General features: G+C 61.1%; 17 protein-coding genes. 8 read left to right on the forward strand and 9 right to left on the reverse strand.

Going from position 1 to position 21,367, the window contains the following annotated elements; translation table 11 throughout:
• Nucleotides 1-66 precede the first annotated feature (66 nt).
• The 3 genes from C8D82_RS21015 to C8D82_RS21530 all read left to right on the forward strand — a co-directional run bounded on the left by C8D82_RS21015 (nt 67) and on the right by C8D82_RS21530 (nt 2,627).
• A complete protein-coding gene (locus C8D82_RS21015; RefSeq protein WP_147835494.1) occupies nt 67-474 on the forward strand; it encodes a sulfatase-like hydrolase/transferase in 408 nt (135 codons plus the stop codon).
• Between the two features lie 73 nt (nt 475-547).
• Nucleotides 548-1,522: a hypothetical protein gene (locus C8D82_RS03330; protein WP_116882855.1), complete on the forward strand. Its 975-nt coding sequence runs from the start codon at nt 548-550 to the stop codon at nt 1,520-1,522.
• A gap of 10 nt (nt 1,523-1,532) precedes the next feature.
• On the forward strand, nt 1,533-2,627 hold the full coding sequence (locus tag C8D82_RS21530; protein WP_207776059.1) for a YkvA family protein: 1,095 nt from the start codon (nt 1,533-1,535) through the stop codon (nt 2,625-2,627).
• Here the strand turns inward: C8D82_RS21530 and C8D82_RS03340 are convergent.
• Nucleotides 2,600-3,496 (reverse strand): LysR family transcriptional regulator, encoded by an 897-nt coding sequence (locus tag C8D82_RS03340; protein WP_116882856.1) that lies wholly within the window; start codon nt 3,494-3,496, stop codon nt 2,600-2,602. The two genes, C8D82_RS21530 and C8D82_RS03340, sit on opposite strands and share 28 nt — an antisense overlap.
• A gap of 127 nt (nt 3,497-3,623) precedes the next feature.
• Between C8D82_RS03340 and C8D82_RS03345 the strand changes: the two genes are divergently transcribed.
• On the forward strand, nt 3,624-4,595 hold the full coding sequence (locus C8D82_RS03345) for a YeiH family protein (RefSeq protein WP_116882857.1): 972 nt from the start codon (nt 3,624-3,626) through the stop codon (nt 4,593-4,595).
• A gap of 18 nt (nt 4,596-4,613) precedes the next feature.
• Here C8D82_RS03345 and C8D82_RS03350 read toward each other — a convergent pair whose 3' ends face one another.
• The 8 genes from C8D82_RS03350 to C8D82_RS03390 all read right to left on the reverse strand — a co-directional run bounded on the left by C8D82_RS03350 (nt 4,614) and on the right by C8D82_RS03390 (nt 15,319).
• The gene (locus C8D82_RS03350; protein WP_116882858.1) at nt 4,614-4,892 is read right to left on the reverse strand and encodes a response regulator; all 279 of its coding nucleotides are present in this window, start codon (nt 4,890-4,892) and stop codon (nt 4,614-4,616) included.
• Between the two features lie 29 nt (nt 4,893-4,921).
• Nucleotides 4,922-5,104 (reverse strand): hypothetical protein, encoded by a 183-nt coding sequence (locus tag C8D82_RS03355; protein ID WP_116882859.1) that lies wholly within the window; start codon nt 5,102-5,104, stop codon nt 4,922-4,924.
• Nucleotides 5,105-5,438: 334 nt separating this feature from the next.
• Nucleotides 5,439-10,121, reverse strand: coding sequence for a PAS domain-containing protein (locus C8D82_RS03365; RefSeq protein WP_116882861.1), 4,683 nt, complete (start codon nt 10,119-10,121; stop codon nt 5,439-5,441).
• A gap of 204 nt (nt 10,122-10,325) precedes the next feature.
• Complete coding sequence (locus C8D82_RS03370) at nt 10,326-11,063, reverse strand: radical SAM protein (protein ID WP_116882862.1); 738 nt, start codon at nt 11,061-11,063, stop codon at nt 10,326-10,328.
• A 1-nt stretch (nt 11,064) separates the two neighbouring features.
• Nucleotides 11,065-11,883 carry an ABC transporter substrate-binding protein gene (locus C8D82_RS03375; protein ID WP_165832804.1) on the reverse strand — a complete coding sequence of 273 codons (819 nt, stop codon included), beginning with the start codon at nt 11,881-11,883 and terminating at the stop codon, nt 11,065-11,067.
• 10 nt (nt 11,884-11,893) lie between these two features.
• Nucleotides 11,894-13,003 carry a type II secretion system protein gene (locus tag C8D82_RS03380; RefSeq protein WP_133245053.1) on the reverse strand — a complete coding sequence of 370 codons (1,110 nt, stop codon included), beginning with the start codon at nt 13,001-13,003 and terminating at the stop codon, nt 11,894-11,896.
• 158 nt (nt 13,004-13,161) lie between these two features.
• Nucleotides 13,162-14,304 carry a metallophosphoesterase gene (locus C8D82_RS03385; RefSeq protein ID WP_116882865.1) on the reverse strand — a complete coding sequence of 381 codons (1,143 nt, stop codon included), beginning with the start codon at nt 14,302-14,304 and terminating at the stop codon, nt 13,162-13,164.
• Between the two features lie 106 nt (nt 14,305-14,410).
• The gene (locus tag C8D82_RS03390) at nt 14,411-15,319 is read right to left on the reverse strand and encodes an AraC family transcriptional regulator (RefSeq protein WP_116882866.1); all 909 of its coding nucleotides are present in this window, start codon (nt 15,317-15,319) and stop codon (nt 14,411-14,413) included.
• 129 nt (nt 15,320-15,448) lie between these two features.
• Here C8D82_RS03390 and C8D82_RS03395 point away from each other — a divergent pair, with 129 nt between their 5' ends.
• The 4 genes from C8D82_RS03395 to C8D82_RS03410 are packed head-to-tail and all read left to right on the forward strand — an operon-like array spanning nt 15,449 to nt 21,192.
• Nucleotides 15,449-16,690, forward strand: coding sequence for a hypothetical protein (locus C8D82_RS03395; protein WP_116882867.1), 1,242 nt, complete (start codon nt 15,449-15,451; stop codon nt 16,688-16,690).
• On the forward strand, nt 16,687-17,457 hold the full coding sequence (locus tag C8D82_RS21020) for a prepilin-type N-terminal cleavage/methylation domain-containing protein (protein ID WP_147835506.1): 771 nt from the start codon (nt 16,687-16,689) through the stop codon (nt 17,455-17,457). The genes C8D82_RS03395 and C8D82_RS21020 overlap by 4 nt, the downstream gene beginning before the upstream one ends.
• Nucleotides 17,458-17,470: 13 nt before the next feature.
• On the forward strand, nt 17,471-19,339 hold the full coding sequence (locus tag C8D82_RS03405; RefSeq protein WP_116882868.1) for a beta-galactosidase: 1,869 nt from the start codon (nt 17,471-17,473) through the stop codon (nt 19,337-19,339).
• A complete protein-coding gene (locus C8D82_RS03410; RefSeq protein WP_116882869.1) occupies nt 19,336-21,192 on the forward strand; it encodes a beta-galactosidase in 1,857 nt (618 codons plus the stop codon). Before C8D82_RS03405 ends, C8D82_RS03410 begins: the two co-directional genes overlap by 4 nt.
• The last annotated feature ends 175 nt before the right edge of the window (nt 21,193-21,367 follow it).

Consider the following 21,367-nt stretch of genomic DNA (forward strand, 5'->3'; position numbering starts at 1 on the left):
GGAGGACTACTGGCAAAAACGTATGCAAATTATCGGCAACGTCGTTATCGGCGTTGGAAACTACAAGTGTGTTTCACAAAATTTGGGACAATAACGAAAATTCAAAAACATCCTTCTTTTTTATTATACTTTTCGGATCACGGTGAAGCCATTTATCCAGGAATGGCAGACTGGCGGGCGCGTGACCCGGATGCCAATGCCTGTTATGAAGTTCCGCTGTTTGTCTGGCTCTCTCCGGAATACCGGCGACTCCGCCCCGGTTTCGCGGAGCAACTGAAGAACAACCGTTCCCGCCCTCACCAGACCGACCGGCTGCTTTACGGAATATTGGACCTCTGCGGCATCACATACCGGGGATTTCCGCACGAAGACAACCTGTTTTCTCCCCATTACCGCCCCCGGACACGCTATACGCACGAAGGGAAAAAAGTTTATCACAAAACTCTCCCGCGTCAATCAACCATATTTCCATAATTTGCCAACTCTCCAATTGCCGTCCTTGTTGCATTCCGCCACAGTTGTACTATATTAGGAGGGAGGAACACCGATGGAACCATGGCTCACGCCCCGCGGCGATGAACAACTGCCCGAAGAGAGCGTCCGCCCCCTTTCATCCGCTGAACGGGAGGAGGCGGTCCGCGACCTGCTGCCTCCCGCCGAATTCCGCGAACTGCAGCGCGAACTGCATGCCTCCGCCCCCTTTTCATGGCGTTCTCTGCTGCTGACCGTTCCGGCGCTGGCGGCGATGTGCGCTGCGATGTATCTGTTCTTTCCGCACAGCCGCTTTGCCGCGCCGAAAGAGACGCCGATTGCGATCGCCGAGGAAAAACCGCTGCCCGACTCCGACCGGAAGCTGCTCCGCCGGGCACGCGAACTCCACAATCACGGCAAAATCCGAGAAGCCCTCACATTGCTGGCCCCCGCGGTGCGCCGGGTGCTGGAATCCTCCGATCCTGTACAGGCCGAAAATGCCCAGGCGCTGCTGGCCCAGTTCTGGGAGTGGCGGATGCCGGTCGCACCGGTGCGCGTCGCCGCCGAGTGCCGCCGGATTCTCGGCTGTTCCCCGGACCATCTGGTCGCCAAGCTCACACTGGCCCGGCTCCAGCCGCAGAGTTTTCCCGCCCTTGCCGGATTGCAGGAAAAAGCGCCGCAGCTGTTGCGAGAGATGTCGGAAGAACGCCTCGCCATGTTACGCCCGCTGCTCGGCGCTTCGGCGGTCACCGCCGACCAGCAAAGCGAAATCGCGTGGCAATACGCGCTGGCGGCGACCGGCTGCTGGCTCGCCGCCGGAGCCGCTGCCTTTCCGGACGAACCCGGCTTTGCCGAGCGGGAAGCGGCGCTGGCCCTGTGCCGTTCCCGGCTGGACAGCCGCCGGTTCGCCCGGCTGCGCTGCGATATTCTCTACCGGATCTGGTCGGCCAAATGGTACTTCTGGAACTTCCAGACCGTAGACGGCCGCCCCACGCACCACCGCGATCTCAAGCGCGAAATCGACGACCTTGAACGCCGATTGGAACAATAGGAGGACCGCGATGCTTCAACCGTTTTATCCGCACCCCGGCATCTCGGGAATCCGCGACTGGAAATGGTATCCCGCCACCGTCCTGCAGTGCGCCGCGCTGTTTTTCCTGCTCGCCGACCCATGGTTCGGCCGGTACGGTTTCCGGCTGGAACCCAACCTGCTGGTTCCGGCCATCGCGGTGCTGATCGTCGCGTCGCTGGCGTGGGAGGGATTGCTGTTCGGCCCGGTCCGGGGCGTCAATTTGCTGCTTCAGGTCATCTTTCTGGCGCCGTTCACCCTGTATCTCTGCCGGATCACCGAAAAATCCCCGGCGGCCCGGACCGGCGGCTCGCTGGTGGAAACCCTCGCCGGCTGGACCCATTCCGCTCTGGACCTGACCGGAATCGCCCGGCTGGTGCCGGCCCTGTTGCGCGACATCTTCAGCAACCCTGCCCTGCTCGTGATCCTGCTGTTGCTGCTGACCGGAATGTGTTTCCGGAAAACGGCGATCCGGCTCGGCGTGGTCGGACTGATCCTCGGCGGCTTCACCTTCACCGCGCTCTTCTCCGCCGAAGGCAGCAACCGCTGCTTCATCCCCGCCGTGATCGCACTGGCCGGGGCCGCCATGCTGCAGTGGCATCCCTGCCGCAGGCTGATGGAGACGCGGAACATCCTCGACGCGCTCGGCTCCGTCGCCGGGCGCGCCCGGTTCCGCGCCGCTTTCCGGATCGCGCTGACGGCCTGCCGCCGGGGAAGCCTCCGCGAAGCCGGAGTACTGGCGATCCTGCGCGAAGAGTTCCCGCAGCTCTCCCCTGACGCGCTGCGCGCCGCCGCCTCCCGGCTTCTCGCCGACCTGGTCGAGCATCGGCGCATCCTGATCTTCAGGGCGGACCGCAACGGCGTCCGGCTCGAACCCGCCGCGGAACTCACCGAAGTCGACTCCCCCCTCGCCGGAATCGCCGTCGTCCCCCGGCTGATCTTCGTGACGCTGTTCGCGATCCTCTGGATCATCTCACCGCTCGACCTGATCCCGGATGCGATCCCCTTTTTCGGCGCGCTCGACGACGCGACTGTGGCGATTCTCGCTTTCGGCCAGATTTACGGCCGGTATTTCCGGCGGCAGTAGGCGATGAACTCCTCGTTGAATTTCAGTGAATCGTTCGGCAGATAGATGAAGTTCATCTCCCGCCGGACCTCCCCCTCCGCGAACCGGGCCGCCGCCAGCGTCCCCGCTTTCAATTCATCCCGCACCGCCAGCTCCGAAATCACCGTGACCCCGAACCCGGTCCGCAGCATCGACTTGATCGCGTCGGGGCTGTTCAGCTCCAGAATCCGCCCCGAACGCTCGGGCCGGAAGCCGTGTTCCCGGAAAAACCGGTCCGTGTAAAACCGCGTTCCGGACCCCTTCTCCCGCAGCAGCAGCGGCAGATTCGACTTTGCCAGCTCCGCCAGCTCCACTTTGCCGCCGCGGAAAAACGGCAGCCGGGGCGAACCGGCCAGCAGCAATTCGTCGGCCAACAGCGTCCGCGACAGGAAAAGCTCCCGGTCGAAAGCCCCCTCCACCAGCGCCAGGTCAAAGAACCGTTTTTTCAGCTTGTCCGAAATCTCCTCCGTATTCGCGATGCACAGATGAATACGCCGGTTCGCGTGCTCGCGCATGAACTCCGCGGCCAGCGGCGGCAGCACATAACCGCCGGCCGTCATCGTCGCGCCCAACTGAAAGCTCAACACGTCCGCCGCCGCATTCCGCGCCATCCGCACCGCGTTTTCCGACAGCGCCAGCAGTGACTCCGCCTCCAGAAGCAACACCCGTCCCGGACGGGTCAGGCGCAGCTGCCGGCCATCCCGGATAAACAGCGCCACCCCCAACTCCTGTTCCAGCTTCCTGATCTGCCCGGTCACATTCGGCTGGCTCATTCCCAATGCGGCGGCGGTCTGCGTGAAATTGCACGTCGCCGCCGCCATCTGGAAAATCTTCCACTTCGCATCCAGCATTTCCTTTTCCTCCTGTCCTGCCCTGATCAATATAACAGATAATTTTTAATTATCAATCAATAATAAACGATAATTTCAAATTAGCATTAAAGAATACTATTTTATCCACCATACAAGGAGGTTCCCTATGTTGATCAAAGCAAGTTATCTGATTCTCGCAACGGTATTTTTCGCGGCGACATGGTTTGTCCCGGCCCTCAGCAATTACGCATCGGGGGCGGCGGTGCTGACCGGCGCGCTTTTCTCCTGGTTCCTGAAAAATCCCTTTCAGGAACACTCCCACCGGCTGGTGCCGACCTTTCTCGGGCTGGCCATCGTCGGCATGGGGTTCGGCATGGACCTGCCGCGCGTGCTCGAAGCGGGAGCGGAGGGACTGCTCTACACCTTCGTCGGCATCTCACTCGGCCTCGGCCTCGGCATCCTGCTCGGCAGGAAGCTGAAGCTCAACCGGGACACCACGCTGCTGATCAGCGTCGGCACCTCCATCTGCGGCGGCAGCGCCATCGCGGCGGCGGCTCCGGTCCTGAAGGCCAAAGCGCACGACATCGCGCTGGCAACCGCGATCGTGTTTCTGCTGAATGCGGCCGCCCTGCTCATTTTTCCGCCGCTCGGCCACCTGCTCGGCCTCGGGCAGACCCAGTTCGGCATCTGGTCGGCACTGGCGATTCACGACACCAGTTCGGTGGTGGGCGCCACCATGCAGTACGGCGAAACCGCACTGGAGATCGGCACCACCGTCAAGCTCGCCCGCGCCCTCTGGATCATTCCGGTATCGCTGTTTCTGGCTTACCTGGTCCACCGCGACACTCCGGTTGCCGAAGGGCAAAAGCGCAAACTTAAAATCAAGGTTCCGTGGTTCATCCCCGGCTTTATTCTCGCCGCGGCGCTGATCACGGTGATACCGGCGCTCAAGGGAACCGGTCTGGTGCTGCAGGACATCTCCAAGCACCTGATGCTGCTGACACTGTTCCTGATCGGCACCAATCTGGATTTTGCCAGAATACGCGAACTGGGCCTCAAGCCGGTCCTGCACGGCGTGATCCTCTGGGTGATCCTCGGCACGCTGTGGGGCGGCGCGGTCTACTTCAAACTGGTCTGAACCGTCCCGGGGCGTCCTTCAGGGATAAACTCTCAGGGTACGCCCCAGCACTTCGCGCAGGGAATCCAAGGTGATCGGCTTCAGCAGCAGATCGGTGAACAATGCCCGCTTCTCCGCGGCGATCTGCACGTCGGCAGTCACGGCGATCACCGGTATTTGCTTCCAGCGGAGATCTTCCGTCAGGTGCTCCACCAGTTCGATGCCGCTCATGCCGGGCATCCACAGGTCGGTCAGAATCACTCGGGGCTGTTCCCGCTTCAGAATTTCCAGCGCGGCGGCCCCGGAAGCCGAGAATATTCACGATCACCTGCCGCAACCGTTTGCGGTCAAATTTCACCAACTCCGGCAACCCCGGCGAAAGCTCCAGCCGGAACGTCAGGTTCTTGCTGCGGGCCGACGGCCAGAAAATAGCTTTTGGCCCGATCGGCGGCCTGCGCCGCATGCATCGCGACCTCCAGCTTCCGTTTGCCTTCGTTGATCTCGGTGAGATCAATGGCGCTCTCCGCCACGTGGGTAATTCTGCCGTATGTTGTCGAAAATCTGTTTCTGCAGTATCACGCAGTTCCTGATCTCCTTCAGGTGGCGCTCCCGTTCAAAAGCCGGCAAGCAGAAGTTGCATGCGTTGCGGATGCGGCGGTAATCCTCTTGCGACGGCCACGCCGGCCAGACCGACTGCCAGCCCGCAAATTCCGGGCAGGTAGGAAAACCGCTCCGCGGCCCCTTCGGCTCCTTCCGCCGCGAATGCCGCAACGGCCGTTCCCAGCACCGCAACAATCCGCAAACGAATGTCAATTGTCATCGTCTCACCTCGCCTTTCCCGACGATCGGAGCAACAGTTATTCTCTATTTCCGCTCCAGAACTTCCCGGATGATCTTTTCCAGGCTTTCCGGAGTAATCGGCTTGAGGAGGATTCCCTGAAACCGCTTCGGCGCTTCCGAAACAGCCTGCGTATCCGCCGTCACCGCGACGACCGGAACCGACCGGAACCGCTCGTCGCCGGCCAGAATCTCCGCCAACTCCGAACCGCTCATTTCCGGCATCCACAGGTCAGTCAGCACCAGGTCGAATGAATCGCCTTCATCCAGCAGCCGCAGCGCCTCCGGCCCGGAATTGGCGGAAACGCTCCTGATATTCAGCTTTTTCAACATCGCTCCAAGCACCTTCAGGTTCATCGGCACGTCATCCACCAGAAGCACCCGCAAAGCGCTTCCCGCCATGCTGCCGCCGCCGGCGGACCGGCAGACCGCGAGACCGGCGGAACCGGGCTGCGAACGCTGAACCTGATTGATACGGACCGTGAAAACACTCCCGCTGCCAAGCTCACTCTCCAGCCGGATCTCCCCGCCCATGCGGTTGACCAGCCGCTGTGAAATCGCCAGCCCGAGGCCCGACCCCTCATAGCTGTGGGTTCCGCGGGTGGATTCTCCCTGAACGAACGGATCGAAAATTTTCTTCCGGCTCTCCGGAGAAATCCCCGGCCCGGTATCCGCCACCCGGATGATCAGCATTCCGGTTTCACCGCCCGGATCAGGCTGGAACACCGCACGCACCGACACGCTTCCGGCGGAAGTGAATTTGACCGCGTTTCCCACCAGGTTGAGCACCACCTGACGCAGCCGCAGATTGTCCAGACGGAGAGGCTGCTCCAGATTCACGCACTCCACGGTCAGCTTCAGATCTTTTTCCATCGCCTTCAGCCGGAATACCGCAACCACTTCCTGAACCAGCTGACCGGCGTCCGTATCGGCCAGCACCAGATTCAACTGGTCGGCCTCCAGTTTGGAGAGGTCCAGCACGTCGTAGATCAGGTTCAGCAGCGCGTTGCCGGCGAAACTGATCGAACGCAGATACTCAAGCTGCTCCGCCGCCGCGACATCCCCTCCCTGCAGAAGCTCACTGAAACCGATCACCGCATTCAAAGGCGTACGCAACTCATGACTTACCGTGGCCAGGAAGTAGCTTTTGGCACGGTCGGCGGCCTGCGCCTGTTCCATCGCCTTCTGAAGCTCCTGCTTCTGGCGGCTCAACTCCGTGATATCGATATCCGAAGTCAACACGTACATCAGTTTGCCCTGCCGGTCAAGCAGCGGCTGGGCAGTGGAAATGATACGGCGGTTGTTCAATTCGTTCTCGGTCCGGTGCTCCTGACCGTCCAGCAGAGTCAGACGCACCGGACACCACGGCGGCGGCTCCGGATTGCGGCAGACCGTTTCATAGCATTTCGTACCGGCCAGCTCCGCCGGAGTGCGGCCGCACTCCCTGCTGACGCTGGGATTGGCCGAAATAATGCGGTATTCCGGGTCGACGATCGTAATCGGGATGGTGATGCTCTCCACAATCTGCCGCTGCAGCGCCACACTGTCGGCAATCCGTTCAAGCTGCCGGAAACGCTCCTGCGCCAGCAGGAAAAGATTCACAATGCTGTGCACCGTATGGATATCGCAATCGGAAAACTCCTTCCGCTCCCGGACGAAATCCAACCCGACGTATCCGTACAGCTTCCCGTCGCACTGAATCCCCGTCACCAGCAGCGAACGGATGTGCTGGAATTCGAGGAACTTTACTTCCCTGCTCAGCTTCTCCGGCGGCTCGGTCATATCCGGCACCACGATATCCCGCCCGGCGGCCAGCTCCGCAGTCCACGCCGAAAACCGCGTCATATCGACATTCTGAAGCATGTCGATCGCCGGTTCGACTCCGTCCCGCACCCACTCGTATTCATTGCTGCAGCGGGTCAGTTCCGCGTCGGTGTAGCGGAATATATAGCAGCGGTCGGCTCCGGCATTCTCGCCGATGATCCGCAAAATGCCGTTGACGGCCCGGTCGAAATCTTCCTCAAGCGTGATCCGGGTCAGGGACTGGTTGATGATGCGCTCACTGTTGACATAGTCGTTCAGGGTGTTGATAGTCCGCTTCTGCTCCTGCTCCAGATGATACTGGCGGGAGATATCGATCCCCATGCCGATCAGCAGCCGTGTGCCGTCCGAACGGGTGATCACATTCTTGATGGTTCTCACGATCAACCGCCGTCCCTGCGCGTTGGTCGCGAACTCCTGCATATCCATCTGGCCGCCCGATTCGACCAGCCGCACATCGTCGTCACGGAACTTGGCGGCGGCCGCCTCATCCATCGGAAACACTTCCGGATCGATTTTGCCCAGAATCTGCGCGGAGGACATGCCGGTCAGCTCCTCGAAGCCGTGGTTGCACATCAGATAGCGGAATTCATTGTCCGCCTCCTTCACGAAAAGATAGCCGGGCAGATTGTCGCGGATGCTCTCCAGCAATTTCAGGCTGTCGCGGCAACGCAGATCGTTCTCGCGCGCCTCGGTGACCACCTGGATAATGCCGCAGAATTCCCGCCGTCCGCTGATTTCATTGACGGAGCGCTCCATGCGCAATTCGAAATATCTCTTTTCGCCGGAAAAGCCGGCGGCATAAAGCAGGTTCAGCGTTTCAACTTCTCCACTCCGCAGCCGGCGCCATCCTTCTTCAAACTCCTCCAGGTACTCCGGCAATATCCACTCCTTCGCCGGAACGGGCTTCCCGTCCCGCTTCGGCCAGAAGCCGCTGTCCTCCTCCGAAACGAAAAAGGTCTGTTGCTCATCGCAGCAGAAATAGATGAATTTCGCGAGCTTGGCGGCATTCTTCAGAATCACGCCGTTCAACCGCAGCCGGTCGCGCTTTTCATACTCCTCGGTCACATCGCGGAACACCAGCACGCCGCCGGTGATCCGCCCCGCCGCATCCCGGATCGGAGCCGCGCTGTCGGCGATATGCCGGCGCATTCCGTCCCTGGCGATCAGGTCCGTATGGTTGGCCAACGCCACCACGGAATCGGTGGCCAGCGCTTTTTTAAGCGGAGATTCGACTTTGGATCCATCCAGATAACTGACGATGTCGAAAATTTCCTCCAGCTTCCGGCCCGAGGCGTCCTCCGCGGAATAGCCGGTCAGCTCCGCCGCCACCGGATTGACCAACGTGACACGCAGACCGGGATCGGTCACGATCACTCCGTCCCCGATCGCCTCCAATGTCAGCCGGAACCGCTCCGCGGTCTGTGCCACCTCAAGATGCGCCTCGTGCAATTCGGTCATATCGCCCGAAATCCACATCACGGCATTGGTATGGAAAGGGTTGCGCCGAGGCAGGAGCACAAACTCCGCATGACGCGCCCGGCGATGCGCCGTATAATCGACTCCGCACCGCTCCCCCGTCCGGAAAGTCCGCACCACTGCGGCAACGAACTGTTCACGGCTCTCGTCAGGCAGTTGCTCAAGCCTTTCAAAGCCTCCGCTGAAATCGCCGGCGGCGTCGTCCGGGATATGCGCGTAAAGAACCCGTTCCTCTTCATCGACCACCGCAATGCGCATCGGCAGGTTTCGGAAAAGCACTTCCATCTTCCGCTGCGCCTGACGCCGGAACAATACCGCCGCCAATCCCAGCAGAAACAGGAAACAGGCCGCCAATGCCGCATAAGCCAATTCGACCCGGTACCGGATCAGGAAACCCGGCGGCACATTGAGCAGCGTCGCATCCGGCGGCACCTTTTCGAGCTGAACTCCGGACCGCACCAGTTCCGGCTCGTCGAGCAGCAGCAGGCTTCCGCCCTTCTGCACAGGAATCCCGGACGCACGTTCCCCGGCAAGCAACCGGAGCGCAATCGCTCCGGCCTGCCTGCCCTGCATTTCACCGTCCACCACGTGCCCGCCGGCGGAACCGAACTGCATATAGCAGTCGAACCGCCCGAGAATCAGGCCTGAGAAACGCTGCCGGATCTGAGGCAGCGCCGTATAGCTGTTCTCCGGCTCCTCCTCCCGGGAAGACGCCCAGGAATGAAACAGCAGGACGGTATTCTTCGGCAAAGCACTGATCTGCTCAAGCAGCTCGTCAGTCGTATAATCCGAGCCCCTGAGCACCCGGAAGTCGGTCCGGAGCTTCTTCAGCAGTTCCGGCAGCTCATCCCCTCCCAGAAAGCGACCGTCCGCCGAGGCATCCACCACTACGACCATGCTGCGGACTTCGGGCTTCAGCCGCCGCCCCAGCGCAATAGTTTCAGGCAGTGTCCGAGCGGTTTCGATTCCCGTCAGATTCATGCCCGCCGGAATTCGCTCCGCCAGCGGTCCGTTGTAGGAACTCGCCAGAAGCGGAGTTCCGGCAGGCACCGGCAACTCTCCCGCCAGGAAAAGATCGGTCGCGGCATTGTTACTGGTTACGATCAGGTCGTAACGGGTCGAGGCCAGCTTGGTTCGGAGCGCCTCGATATCGCCGGAGGACGGCACGATGCCGGGGCGGTAACGCACTCCCAATTCGAAATTCTCATAATTGGCCATCACTCCCTGCTCGGTCAGGCAGTGCTGGAGACCGTTACGCAAATCTTCAGTCCAAACATCCGACGAGGAATGAGAATCGATCAGCAGAATCCGTTTTACCCGGACCGTCTTCGAACCTCCGCCCGCATAAACTTCAGACATCCCCGACAACATCAGCAGGGGCAACAGCAGAACGCCGATATATCTCTTCATTTTCCTCATATTCAGAACCGCATAAGACAGGAAATCGGCTCGCAGAGCCTGTAATGACCGGACAATTATAAACAAAAAGCGGGAATGCCGCTTTTCGCGAATTCCCTGTGACAAAAAAATGTTTTCATATCAACTATATCATGCGGAACTGTTTTTTTCAAGAATACTTATATTGAAAACAGGAATATACCGAGACGCCCGGTCTCACAGAACCGTTCTCACCCGGAACCGGTGATCCCGGCAGGTCAGGTCGAGCGCTTCGGCGTCGGTCAGGTGGGAGGAGGCCACGTGACGCAGATACGTCCGGCAGAGCGCCTCCGCCTGCTCCATCTCCGCGTCAGTCGGACGGCGGTACGGCTCGCCCGGAACCGGGATATACCCCATGATATGAAACGGAATCTCCGGCGAAATCCGGCTCAGGAATTGCACCGTCCCCGCGAATTCATCCAGCTCCACCAGTCCCGGCACATAGACCATGTTCGCGGCCATCTCCAGCCCGGCGTCGCATGCCGCGGCAAAGTTGTCGTAGATCAGGTTCTTGTCGCGGCCGGTAATCCGGCGGTGCAGTTCGGGGCTCCACGCCTTGAAGCCGACATTGGCCCCGTCGAGAAATTCCAGCGGCAGGCGGCTGCCGTTGGTGTGCCCCAGCCGGGTCACCGCGCCAAGCTCCTGTTTGGCAAACGCCAGCAGTTCGGGCAGCTCCTTCGCGACGGTCGGCTCGCCCCCCATGAAAAACACTTTTTCCGGGGCGACGGAACGCAGCGCCTCCTTCAGTTCCTCCACCGTCGGGAAGCGCTCCGGCTTCGGCCAGGAAAACCCCGGCCGTCCCTCCGCGCCGCTGCGCAGCTTGTAGCTGCAGAACGAGCAGTGAAAAGTGCATCCGTAGTTGTGAAGCGTCGCAAAATGCAGAGTATCGTGATACGTGATTTTGAAAAAGGCCATTCTATTTTCTTTCCTTCCGATGGATCAATTCATGCAGATAGCGGACGGCTCCGGCGGGATCGACTCCCTCCAGCACCCGGACGCGGTCGACCGGATGGATTCTGCCGGATTTCACCGCCGGCGTTCCCGCCAGGCCGGGCCGTGCGGCGATCTCCGCCGCCGAGCCGGAGCCTTCCATAAACAGGATCACTTCGGGCGAACGCGCCACCACCGCCTCCAGGCTGACGCTGCCGCCTCCGGCAGATCCGGCGGCGCAGTTCTCAGCTCCGGCCAGCCGGAGCAGGTCCCCGAAATAGGACTCCTCCCCGACCGCCCGGCCGGGGCCGTACAGCTCCCAGTAAACTTTCGGCCCCGTCTTTTCCGAAGCCGCCGGCAGCGCGGCCTGAAATTTCCCGACCAGCCTCTGCGCTTCCCGCTTCCGGTCGGTCAACTCCCCGAGGCGTTGCACCAACTCCGCGTAATTGCCGAGCCGCAGCGGCGGCACCGTCGTGACCGCGATGCCGCGGTCGCGCAGCGAAGCGGCCAGTTCCCGCTGATAATACCACAGCACCGCCCGGTTCACCCTGAGCCGGGTCAGTTCCTCCAGCGACAGCACGCTGCCGCGTCCGGCGACCGGGATGCGTTCCGCTCCGGGAACGATCGAGCCGTGCGAATCGATCGCCGCAAGCTCCTCCTCCGCACCGAGCGCCAGCAGGATATGCGTGGCCGCCGCCGAAGTCGATACGATCCGCAGCGGCGCGGCATCCTTCGGGGCTTCGCGCCCGCAGCCTGCCGCCAGGCATGCCGCCAATGCCGCAAGATGGAGTAAACCGCGCCTCATATCCACTCCTTCACAGCTCAGGCACGCCGATTCCAGCCGCATCGAAGAGGCGCGAATCCGCCCCTTCCGAATGCAGCGTCTCCGCATGGCCGTCGCAGAAGAGTCCGTTAAAGCTGTTGCCGGGATGGCGCACCGCCAGATTCCGGCGGAAATCCCGCGTACTGCCGAAATAGTAGATTCCCCCCGGCGTATCCGCCATAATCACCGTCCGGGAGGCGTGCCTGATCCGGGAAGTCTTGATCGGGTTCCAGAAGCGGTAGGGATAGCCGCTGTCATACGGTTCGGAGAAGTTGCACGAATTCACCCCGTAGCTGATCAGCACATCCCGCGTCCCATAGGCTTTTGACTCCGGTTCCGCCGGACAGCGGTAGACCGGCGTATGATCCGGCAGGTAGTTCTTCAATTGTTCGTACCAGTGCGCCCCGCTCCCCGAAAGGTAGGCCCCCGGAAAGTAATCGCAGTCGGCCGCATAGCTCTGCATCCCCGTCCCGATCTGTTTCAAATTGCCCGTACAGTTGATCGAAAGCGTCCTCATCCGCGCCTTGTTCAATGCCGGCAGCATCATCCCCGCCAGTACCGCGATAACGGCTATCACCACGAGCAGCTCAATGAGGGTAAACTGCCTTATATGGCGGTATGCGGGGGGCGTATCCGCCGCCCCCCGCACCCCCTGCGTCCGGCAAGGTGCCGGTGCCGGGTACGGGGCGGTCGACAGGCGGAGGCGCAGTCGGCCGGCGGGGAAGGAAGAGCCGCAATAACGTGAAGTTGTCTTCCCGCTTTTCTGCGGAAAGGCAACTTCACGTTTTTGCTCCGGCTCGCCGCTTGCAGAGCATTGGCAAAGGCGTGAGAGCTTGCCGGAAGTAAGCGAAAAGCTGGGATTGCTTGGTACGGGGAGAGACGCGGCGCAAATCGCCGCTTTCTCTCCCCCGCCCCCCTCTCTTTTACGCTGAACGGCATACGGGGACTGATTGTATATTTTATGAGTAATATTCACGAGCAGCTCAATGAGGGTGAACGGCCTTGAACAGCGGAATGCGCAGGACGCATCCGCCTCATGCCGCGCCCCCTGCGTCCGGCAAGGAGGTGCCGGCTTCAAGTCCGACCTCAGTTTCTTCCTCATGGCATCCCCCGGAATCATTTAAAGCAAATTTTCCGCTCCGTCACTTCAATATAGAGTTCAGAGTTACTCCAAGTCAACAGGGGAAACAATAAAAAAGCAATATTTTTAATATATCCCGTTCCGGTCTGTTTTTCAATTGCCCCCGGTTGTAAGCGGACTCATCCGCCTCCGCCCCGCGTCAGGCGCAGCAGGGTGATTTCGGAGGGAACGCCGAGCCGGACCGGGAACCCGTTCCACATTCCGCTGCCCCGCGTCACATACAGCGCCATGGCGCCAACCCGGTAGAAGCCGGAGACGAATCCGGCGTTGAAGCGGGCGACCAGCCGGTCGAAGCCGAGGATCAGCCCGCCGTGCGTATGCCCCGAAATCTGTAAATCCGCCCCCTCCGCGGCGGCTTCAGGCGCCAGCTTCGGCTGGTGGGCCAGAAGAACTTTGACGGTTTCGGCCGGAGTTCCGGCGAATGCGCCCCGGATGTCGGGCGCTTCCAGCCCGAAACGGACGGCGGCCGGATCGGTGACTCCGGCCAGCGTCAACCGGCCGCCGGCGATTGTTTCACCGGTATTTTCCAGCATCCTGATTCCAAGCGTGGGCAGAAACCGCATCCACTCCCGGTAACCGGAGTAATATTCATGATTTCCGGGCACCCCGAACACACCGTATTTTGCGCGCAGCTCTTCAAGCGGACGCAGCTCCGCGCCGCGCTCCACAACCCTTCCATCCACGAAATCCCCGGCGATCACGGTCAGGTCCGGGCTGCAGGCGTTGGCCCGTTCGACAATCGCCCGGATGCGGCCGGCCCGGGTCAGGGTATCGGCATGCAGGTCCGCCAGCACCGCGATCGTGAAGCCCTCCAGTTCCTGTGGCAGCCGCTCCAGTTCGATCCGTTCCTCCCGGACCTCCGGTACCGCGGTCCCGGCGGCAATTCCGATTGCAGCCAGCATCATGGCCCCCGCCAGCAGCGCCAGATTGACCCGGTTCCCGACAACCCGGAACCGTTCCGTCCGCTTCCTGCCCCGGCAGAACATCCAGGCCAGCACAATTCCCCGGCCGATATCCGCCCCCGCCAGCAGAAAGAAAAACAGGAAAAAGACTGCATAATACCACGCCGCCCCCAGCAGTACCGGCACCGGCAGCTCCGGCGCGAAGAACATTTCTCCGCCGAACCAGTGCAGGATATGGAACTTGAAGGCGGCCAGCGCCGCCGCCAGCACCAGTCCCGCTTTCCAGCCCCAGTGCAGCCGCAGCGGCAATATCGCCCGGCAGATGATATAACTCAGCAGAATGAATCCGAACAACAGCATTGCTTGCACTCCTTATATCCTGCAATTCCAATCTAATCCTTAGAGTTACTGTAAGTCAACAGCCGTTCCGGTAAAAAACGTTATTTTTTCCAATCCCCCCGCGAAATTACGAAAAAATCGAGAGCTGCTTCCGGTATTCACTCGGAGAGATGCCGAACCTTTTGCGGAATCCCGTCGAGAAGTTCAGCGCATTGTCATAGCCGACCCGGGCCGAAATCTCCTTGACCGAAAGTTTTTCATCGGCGAGCAGCTGCTTGGCGCGGCGCATGCGCAATTCCAGCAGATACTGCCGGGGAGTCGTATCGAAATATTTCCGGAAAAGCCGCACCAGATGGGTACAGGAGCAGCCGCACCGCCCGGCCATCCGGTGCTGCGACCAGTCGCATTCCGGGTGAAGCTCCAGCTCTTCCCGAAGCTCCGCCAGCAATTCCGGCAACTCATGAATACCGGATGGAATCCGGAGCGACTGCAAAAACTCGAAGGTCAGCCGGGAGTTGCGGCAGGAAGCGTCATCCGGCGTCTCGTCGGCCAACTCCTCGATCTCCTGGAACAGCCGTTCGATGTGGCGGCTGTCCAGACCGGCGGCGACATCCCGCATCCCCAATCCGCTTTCCGCCAGAAAAGATTCCAGCAATTTTCCGACAATCATCACCGAAATCTTCCGGCAGCCGCCTTCTCCCGACAGAAACTCATTCTCCATCTGCGGCTGCATCAGGAAAATTTCGCCCTTTTCCAGCTCATACGCCCTCCCCCGCTGCCGCACCAGCAGCGATCCCTGCTTCACATATTCGATCGACAGAAAGGGAGCGCAACGCCGCATATAATGGGCCTGCCGCAGCAGATCGACTTCACAGATGCAATCGATCCGCAACAGGTCATCCGCAATACCGGCGGGCAGCGCCCGCATCCGGTAGGAGCGGCGGGAACGGCGGTGGAAGAATTCCATTCCCTGAAAATAACAGGGAGGAGGCAGCGGTTCCCAGCGGAACGCCGAAATGTCTTCAAGAATTTTCATAATGTTCCGATTTCAAATATAATTGCCGTTTTTTCAAACATCAAATCAGAATCAGGTGTTGTTTTTAAATATTTTTTCACTATACTATACTGCAGAAGAAAATACAAGTTTCCATACACGGAGCCCTCTATGAATTTCGATGAACACACCTGGCAGGAAAGTGCGTGGCGCCGCATCCGGCACACGCTGTTCTGCGAGGAAACCGGTCTGGTATACGACTATGTGACCAGCCGTGACCATTCCCGGCGGTTCGCCCATCTGCCCTCGCCGGAGGAGATTGCCCTCGGTTTCCCGAATCCGTGCGGCTGGAGTACCGGCATGGAAGATTGCGCGCTCAACGGCGGCTTTCTGCTCGATCTGCTGCGCTTCCGCCGGGAGGAGGATTCCGACTTCGCCCGGCTCGCGGCGGAAGGGCTGATCCGGTGCGCGGAAGTCCACGGTACGCCGGGCTTTGTCGCGCGCGGCATTTCCCCGCGCGACGGACGCAGCTGCTACGGCAACTCCTCACGCGACCAATTCACGCTGGCGACTTACGGGATGTGGCGTTTTCTCTCAGGCGGCGGGGTGATCCCGGAGCGGCTGCGGCAACGGGGCGTGACATTCCTGCGTTCCGTCGCGGACTACTGCGAACGGATCGTCACTCCAGCCAACGCCTGCAACCTGATGCGGCTGGATGGCCGGCCCGCGATCGTTTCGACAATGTGGAATTGCGCCCCGCACGAGGCGCTGCGGCTGCCGATGATTTACGGCATCGCCGCAAGCGTGACCGGCGAACCGCGTTATTACGAACTGATGCGCCGCTACGCCGCAGCAGGGCTGCGGGAAACCCTGACGATGAATCCGGAAGCGGACTGGTGGGACATGCCGGTCATCCAGATGCAATTGTCTCTGAATTTCTTTGCCGAAAGCGGCATCGCCCCGGAGCTGGAATCCGGTGTGCGACGTGCGATGCACACGGCGGCTGCGATCGCCTGCCCCCGGCTGCTGGCGCTGCTGCGCGAGGCCGAGGAGTTCGACGGCGACTGGGGAATGCTCTACGACAACTGGCGGCAACTGCCGATGAAGGTAACGCCCGTGACGCTCGCCCCGGACGGCGGTTCCGCGCTGTTCGGCGGCAAAAGCTACCTGAACCCGGTTTTCCGCGACGAATACGCCCGCCCCAACGCGCTGCTGCGCGGCATCGGCAACTATCTGGCCACCATCGCCCACAGCGACGACTTCCCATTCCCTGAAACACTCCTTGAGCGGACCGCCCGGCTCCTCCGCCGGATCGATTTCTCCCGCTGCGCCGGAGTGGGAATCCTGCCGCTGCTCTACGGATATACCGCTGTTACATACCATAAATTTCAACTGCAAGGAGAAGAAGCATGAGACGGAAATTCATTTCAACGGCGAAATGCCGCGGTCGTGTGACGGAATGTTCCTGCAAATTCACCCTTATTGAGCTGCTCGTAGTAATAGCCATTATTGCGATACTCGCGGGAATGCTGCTCCCGGCGCTGAATCAGGCGCGGGAGAAAGCACGAAGCGCCAGCTGCCTGAACGGACTCGGACAGATCATCAAAGCGCAGATTTTCTACGGCAACGACTACCGGGGGCTGATGGTCGGCCGCTCCGACAACAAGATTTTCGGGCGCGTTCTGTACAACAACCGCTATCTGCCGGGCTGGAAAATGCTGAGCTGCCCCTCCAACCCGAGTGAAAATTCCGCGCGGGCGATGAACAACGAAAGCGGCATCTGGGAGACGCGCACCTACGGTTCCTACCTCGGCAACGCCAGTACCGACGGCTGGGATTACGCGATCCGGATCAAGAAGGAGTTCGGCGACTTCCTGCACCGGCCGGATGGCGGCGACCCGACGCTCTACTCTTCCAATTATTTTTACAATACCGTCCGGAACAGGAAACCGACGGAATTCATCATGCTGGCCGATACATTTCGGCTGAGCGATCAGGGAACCTTCTTCATCTTTTCGCCGCGCGGCGAAGTCGAGCAGTCGCGGATTCACCTGATTCACAGCGGGCGGGCCAACGCCGCTTATATGGACGGCCACGTCAAAAGCTCCGGGGCTTCCGAACTGGAAGCCTCCCCGATGGGCGTAACCCATTACTACAAAGCCACCGGAAGCACCAATTGAAAGGTTCAGGATTATGAAATTGAATCAACTGTTTTTCTGTACGCTGGGGGCGGCCGCCCTCGGCCTGACCGCCGCGGCTTCGCCGTTCGGCATGTGTGCGCACCTGAACCGGATGCCGCCGGAGGAAATGCGCCGGGAGCTGGCAGATATGGCCGGACTGGGCGCCCGGATGGTCCGGGTCGATCTCGACTGGTCGCAGGTGGAACCGGAGCCGGGCAAATGGGATTTCACCCGTTGGGACGCGCTGGTCGAGGAGGCCGGCAAACAGGGCGTCGCCGTGATCGCGATTCTGGGCGGCGAACTCCACAAGCCGGTCCGCCCGCCTTACCGCAACCAGCAGGATTTCCTGCGGTACGTCGCCGAGAGCGTCAGACGCTACAAAGGAAAAATCGCCGCCTACGAGGTGATCAACGAAGCCGACTGCGACCGCCCGTGGGGCGAAACGCCGAATCCGGAACACTACGCCGAACTGCTGAAAAAGACCTGTGAAACAATCAAGGCCATTGATCCGGCGGCGAAGGTGCTGTTTTCCGGCGTCTCCTTCGTGCGGAATCCCTACGGATACCTCGAAAAGGCGTTCACGGCGGGAGCGGGCGACTACTGCGACGGCGTCAACTTCCACCCCTATCAGTGGAAATACGTGCCGGAGGCGCAGTTGCGCCACAAAGTCGCCGAACTGCGCGAACTGATGAAGAAATACAATTTCAACAAACCGGTTTGGGTCACCGAAATCGGCAACTCCTCGGGGGAACAGCAAGTGCAATTCGTCCATGATGCGACCGCCGCCGCGTTGAAGGAACTGGCGATCGATCCGGCATCCCGCACCATCGGCGTGATCCGCGACGATGAAAATTTCTGCTACGCCGACGGCATCCACCTGCAGGTCAACGAGTTCCTGCCGGAAGCGAAGAAAGTGCGGCCTCTGAAGTTCATCGAACTGGCCGCGCTCAAGGTCGAAGATTGCCCGGCGGTGATCCTGCCCGGCGTGGAAGGATTCCCGATCCGCCAGTTCGGTTTCGTGCGCGACTATGTGAAGCGGGGCGGCACGCTGATCATCCCCGGCGGCATCCCGTTCTATTTCAATGTGGAAAAACAGCCTGACGGCATGTTCACCAACGCCTGGCTCACCCGCCAGTGCTCCGGCGAACTCCACTACGGCTGGGAGGCCTCATGGACCCGGCAGGGCGTCCCCGCCAATGCGACGAAGATCGTTCCCGGTGAAAATTTTCCCGGCCTCAATTCGCGCCAGTTCTGGACCGGCCGCTTCCTGACCGCCGAAAATCTCAAGGAGAATGACCGGATGATCCCGATCTTCTACGGCGTTCAGGGTGAATACAAAGCTCCGGTCGCCGCACTCTACCGCCTCGACAGCGACCTCAAGGGCAACCTCGTGCTGATGCCGGGGATCCAGAACGAATGTTCCTCGGAGGAGATGCAGGCGCAACTGCTGCCGCGCCAATATCTGCTGCTGCTCGCCGAAGGGGTCGAAGGCATCTGTTACTACCGGTTCCGGGCGGGAGAGTGGAACAGGAGCCGCGAGGCGCACTTCGGCATCGTCCGGCGTGACTTTTCGCCGAAACCCGCCGCCCGCGCGTTTGAAACGCTGACCCGGCTCCGTCCTGAAGGTTCCGGCCCGGTGGAGCTTTCCACTCCGGCTCCCGGTGTTCAGGCCGCGGTGTGGCCGCTGCCGGACGGCGCGCGGATTCATGCGGTCTGGTCAACCTCCGGCACCCGGAAAATGCGGATTGCCGGAGCATTTGAAACCGTCACGGATTTCCTCGGCAACGAGGTGAAACTTGAAAACGGCGTATTCGACGCCACGCCCGGAATCCTGTACTTCCGCACCGCCCCCGGCGCTCAACCGGAGTTCAAGGCACAATGAAACGTCTACTCTTTTCCGGACTGCTGGCCGCCGCCACGCTGACGCTGACCGCGGCGGACTCCCCTTACGGCGTCTGCGCCCATCTGAACCGGATGCCGCCGGAGGAGATGAAGCAGGAGCTTGCGGGCATCGCCCGGACCGGCATCGGTTTCGTCCGTACCGACCTCGACTGGTCGCAGGTGGAGCCGGAGCCGGGCAAATGGAACTTCACCCGCTGGGATGCGCTGGTCGGGGAGGCCGGCCGGCAAGGGGTCAAGGTCCTGCCGATCCTCGGCGGCGAACTGCCCGCCCACGGCAAGCCCCCGTTCCGCAACCTCGAACGCTGGCTCAACTATGTGGAGCGCTGCGTCAGCCGCTACAAAGGCAGGATCGACTGCTATGAGGTGATCAACGAAGCCGACTGCGACCGCCCGTGGGGTGAAAAGCCCGATCCGGCTAATTATGCCGCGCTGCTGCAGGCGACGTACCGGACCATCAAAAAAGCCGATCCGCGGGCCCGGGTGCTTTTCACCGGCGTCTCCGACTTCGGCAGGCCGATGGAGTTCGTGGAGGGAGTGTTCCGCGCCGGGGCGGGCGACAGCTTCGACGTGATGAACTTTCACCCCTACCAGTGGCGCAACGTGCCGGAGTCGCAACTGCCGCTGCGCATCCGCGACCTCAAGGCCCTGATGAAAAAATACGGGATCGACAAGCCGGTCTGGATCACCGAAATCGGCAACTCCAGTGCCCCCGACCGCTTTCTCCTCGCCCGCGAAACGGTCCCCCCTGCCCTGAAAAAACTCGGCTTCAGCCCGGAGCGGGATACGGTCGGAGTGATCGCGGATGACCGCACTTTGTTCCATACCGGCAGAATTGACGACTACCTGCCGGAGTGGAAACGGCGGCGGCAGCTCACCTTCGACGAGCTTCGCACCGTGCCGGTCGCCGACTGCCCGATCCTGGCGCTGCCGGGGCGCGAAGGCTTTCCGGCCTCTCAAATCGGAGCGGTCGCGGAGTATGTCCGCCGGGGCGGAACCTTGATCCTGCCGGGCGGCTTCCCGTTCTATTTCGACTTCCGCGAATCGGAAACTCCCGGATTGTTCCGCACCGTACAGATCGACGGCCAACTGCTGCCGCAGCTCCACCTGGGCCAGGAGGCGTTCTGGCTCAAGCCGGGGGTTCCCCGCACGACGGCCGCCACCGAGGCGGGCGAAGAGTTTCCCGGCCTCGTCCTCACCCACCGCCCCGGCATGCGCTTCCTGAACGGGGCCAATCTGAAAGGGAATGACCGGCTGATCCCGATCGCCTATGGAGTCAACGGAAATTACCGCATGCCAATCGCCGCACTCTACCGCTTAGACAGCAACCTTCGGGGCAACATCATCGTCGCGGTGGACGCCGCCGGAACGGACAGCGTCACCGAAAAGGAACAAGCGCAGCTTCTGCCGCGCGAATATCTGCTCGCTCTTTCCGAAGGGGTGCAAAAGGTGTTCAACTACCGGTTCCGGGCCGGAGAATGGAACCGGGGTCGGGAAGCGCACTTCGGTATTGTCCGGCGCGATTTCTCGGACAAACCGGCGCAGAAGGCATACGCCGCGCTGATCCGCAACTGCCCCCCCGGCTCCAGCCGTCCCGAAATCACCTCATACGGAAATATCCGGCAGGCCCGCTGGAGCCGCCCGGACGGAGTCGAGGTAACCGCGCTCTGGACCGTTCACGGCATTCAGACGTTCCAGCCAGAAGGCGGCATTCCATACCGGGTGGAAACATGGGACGGCGCTCCGCAGCTTCCCGGCAAGGGACCGTTGCGTGTCACCCCGTCAATCCTCTACCTCATCGGAACCGGCCGGCAGTACCACGCGCCATCAATGTGAGGCAGGAATACAGCTTTGGCGCACAACCAGTTCCGGCTCAAACCAGCGCACTTTCCGGGGGGGATTTCTTCCTCCGCCAGTTTCGCGTGCATCAGCTCCACGGCATACGCGGCGATCCGCTCCACGCCCAGTGCCCGCAGATACCCGGCTGACTCCACATCATACGGAATGAACA

The organism is Victivallis vadensis, from assembly GCF_003096415.1.
GTDB lineage: Bacteria > Verrucomicrobiota > Lentisphaeria > Victivallales > Victivallaceae > Victivallis > Victivallis vadensis.

Coding starts and splice junctions, on each gene's coding strand:
- C8D82_RS03375 (WP_165832804.1), bottom strand. CDS start 11,883: ATGAGGCGCGGTTTACTCCATCTTGCGGCATTGGCGGCATGCCTGGCG.
- C8D82_RS03345 (WP_116882857.1), top strand. CDS start 3,624: ATGTTGATCAAAGCAAGTTATCTGATTCTCGCAACGGTATTTTTCGCG.
- C8D82_RS03405 (WP_116882868.1), top strand. CDS start 17,471: ATGAAATTGAATCAACTGTTTTTCTGTACGCTGGGGGCGGCCGCCCTC.
- C8D82_RS21020 (WP_147835506.1), top strand. CDS start 16,687: ATGAGACGGAAATTCATTTCAACGGCGAAATGCCGCGGTCGTGTGACG.
- C8D82_RS21530 (WP_207776059.1), top strand. CDS start 1,533: ATGCTTCAACCGTTTTATCCGCACCCCGGCATCTCGGGAATCCGCGAC.
- C8D82_RS03390 (WP_116882866.1), bottom strand. CDS start 15,319: ATGAAAATTCTTGAAGACATTTCGGCGTTCCGCTGGGAACCGCTGCCT.
- C8D82_RS03330 (WP_116882855.1), top strand. CDS start 548: ATGGAACCATGGCTCACGCCCCGCGGCGATGAACAACTGCCCGAAGAG.
- C8D82_RS03370 (WP_116882862.1), bottom strand. CDS start 11,063: ATGGCCTTTTTCAAAATCACGTATCACGATACTCTGCATTTTGCGACG.
- C8D82_RS03395 (WP_116882867.1), top strand. CDS start 15,449: ATGAATTTCGATGAACACACCTGGCAGGAAAGTGCGTGGCGCCGCATC.
- C8D82_RS03410 (WP_116882869.1), top strand. CDS start 19,336: ATGAAACGTCTACTCTTTTCCGGACTGCTGGCCGCCGCCACGCTGACG.
- C8D82_RS03385 (WP_116882865.1), bottom strand. CDS start 14,304: ATGCTGTTGTTCGGATTCATTCTGCTGAGTTATATCATCTGCCGGGCG.
- C8D82_RS03340 (WP_116882856.1), bottom strand. CDS start 3,496: ATGCTGGATGCGAAGTGGAAGATTTTCCAGATGGCGGCGGCGACGTGC.
- C8D82_RS03380 (WP_133245053.1), bottom strand. CDS start 13,003: ATGAGGAAGAAACTGAGGTCGGACTTGAAGCCGGCACCTCCTTGCCGG.
- C8D82_RS03365 (WP_116882861.1), bottom strand. CDS start 10,121: ATGAAGAGATATATCGGCGTTCTGCTGTTGCCCCTGCTGATGTTGTCG.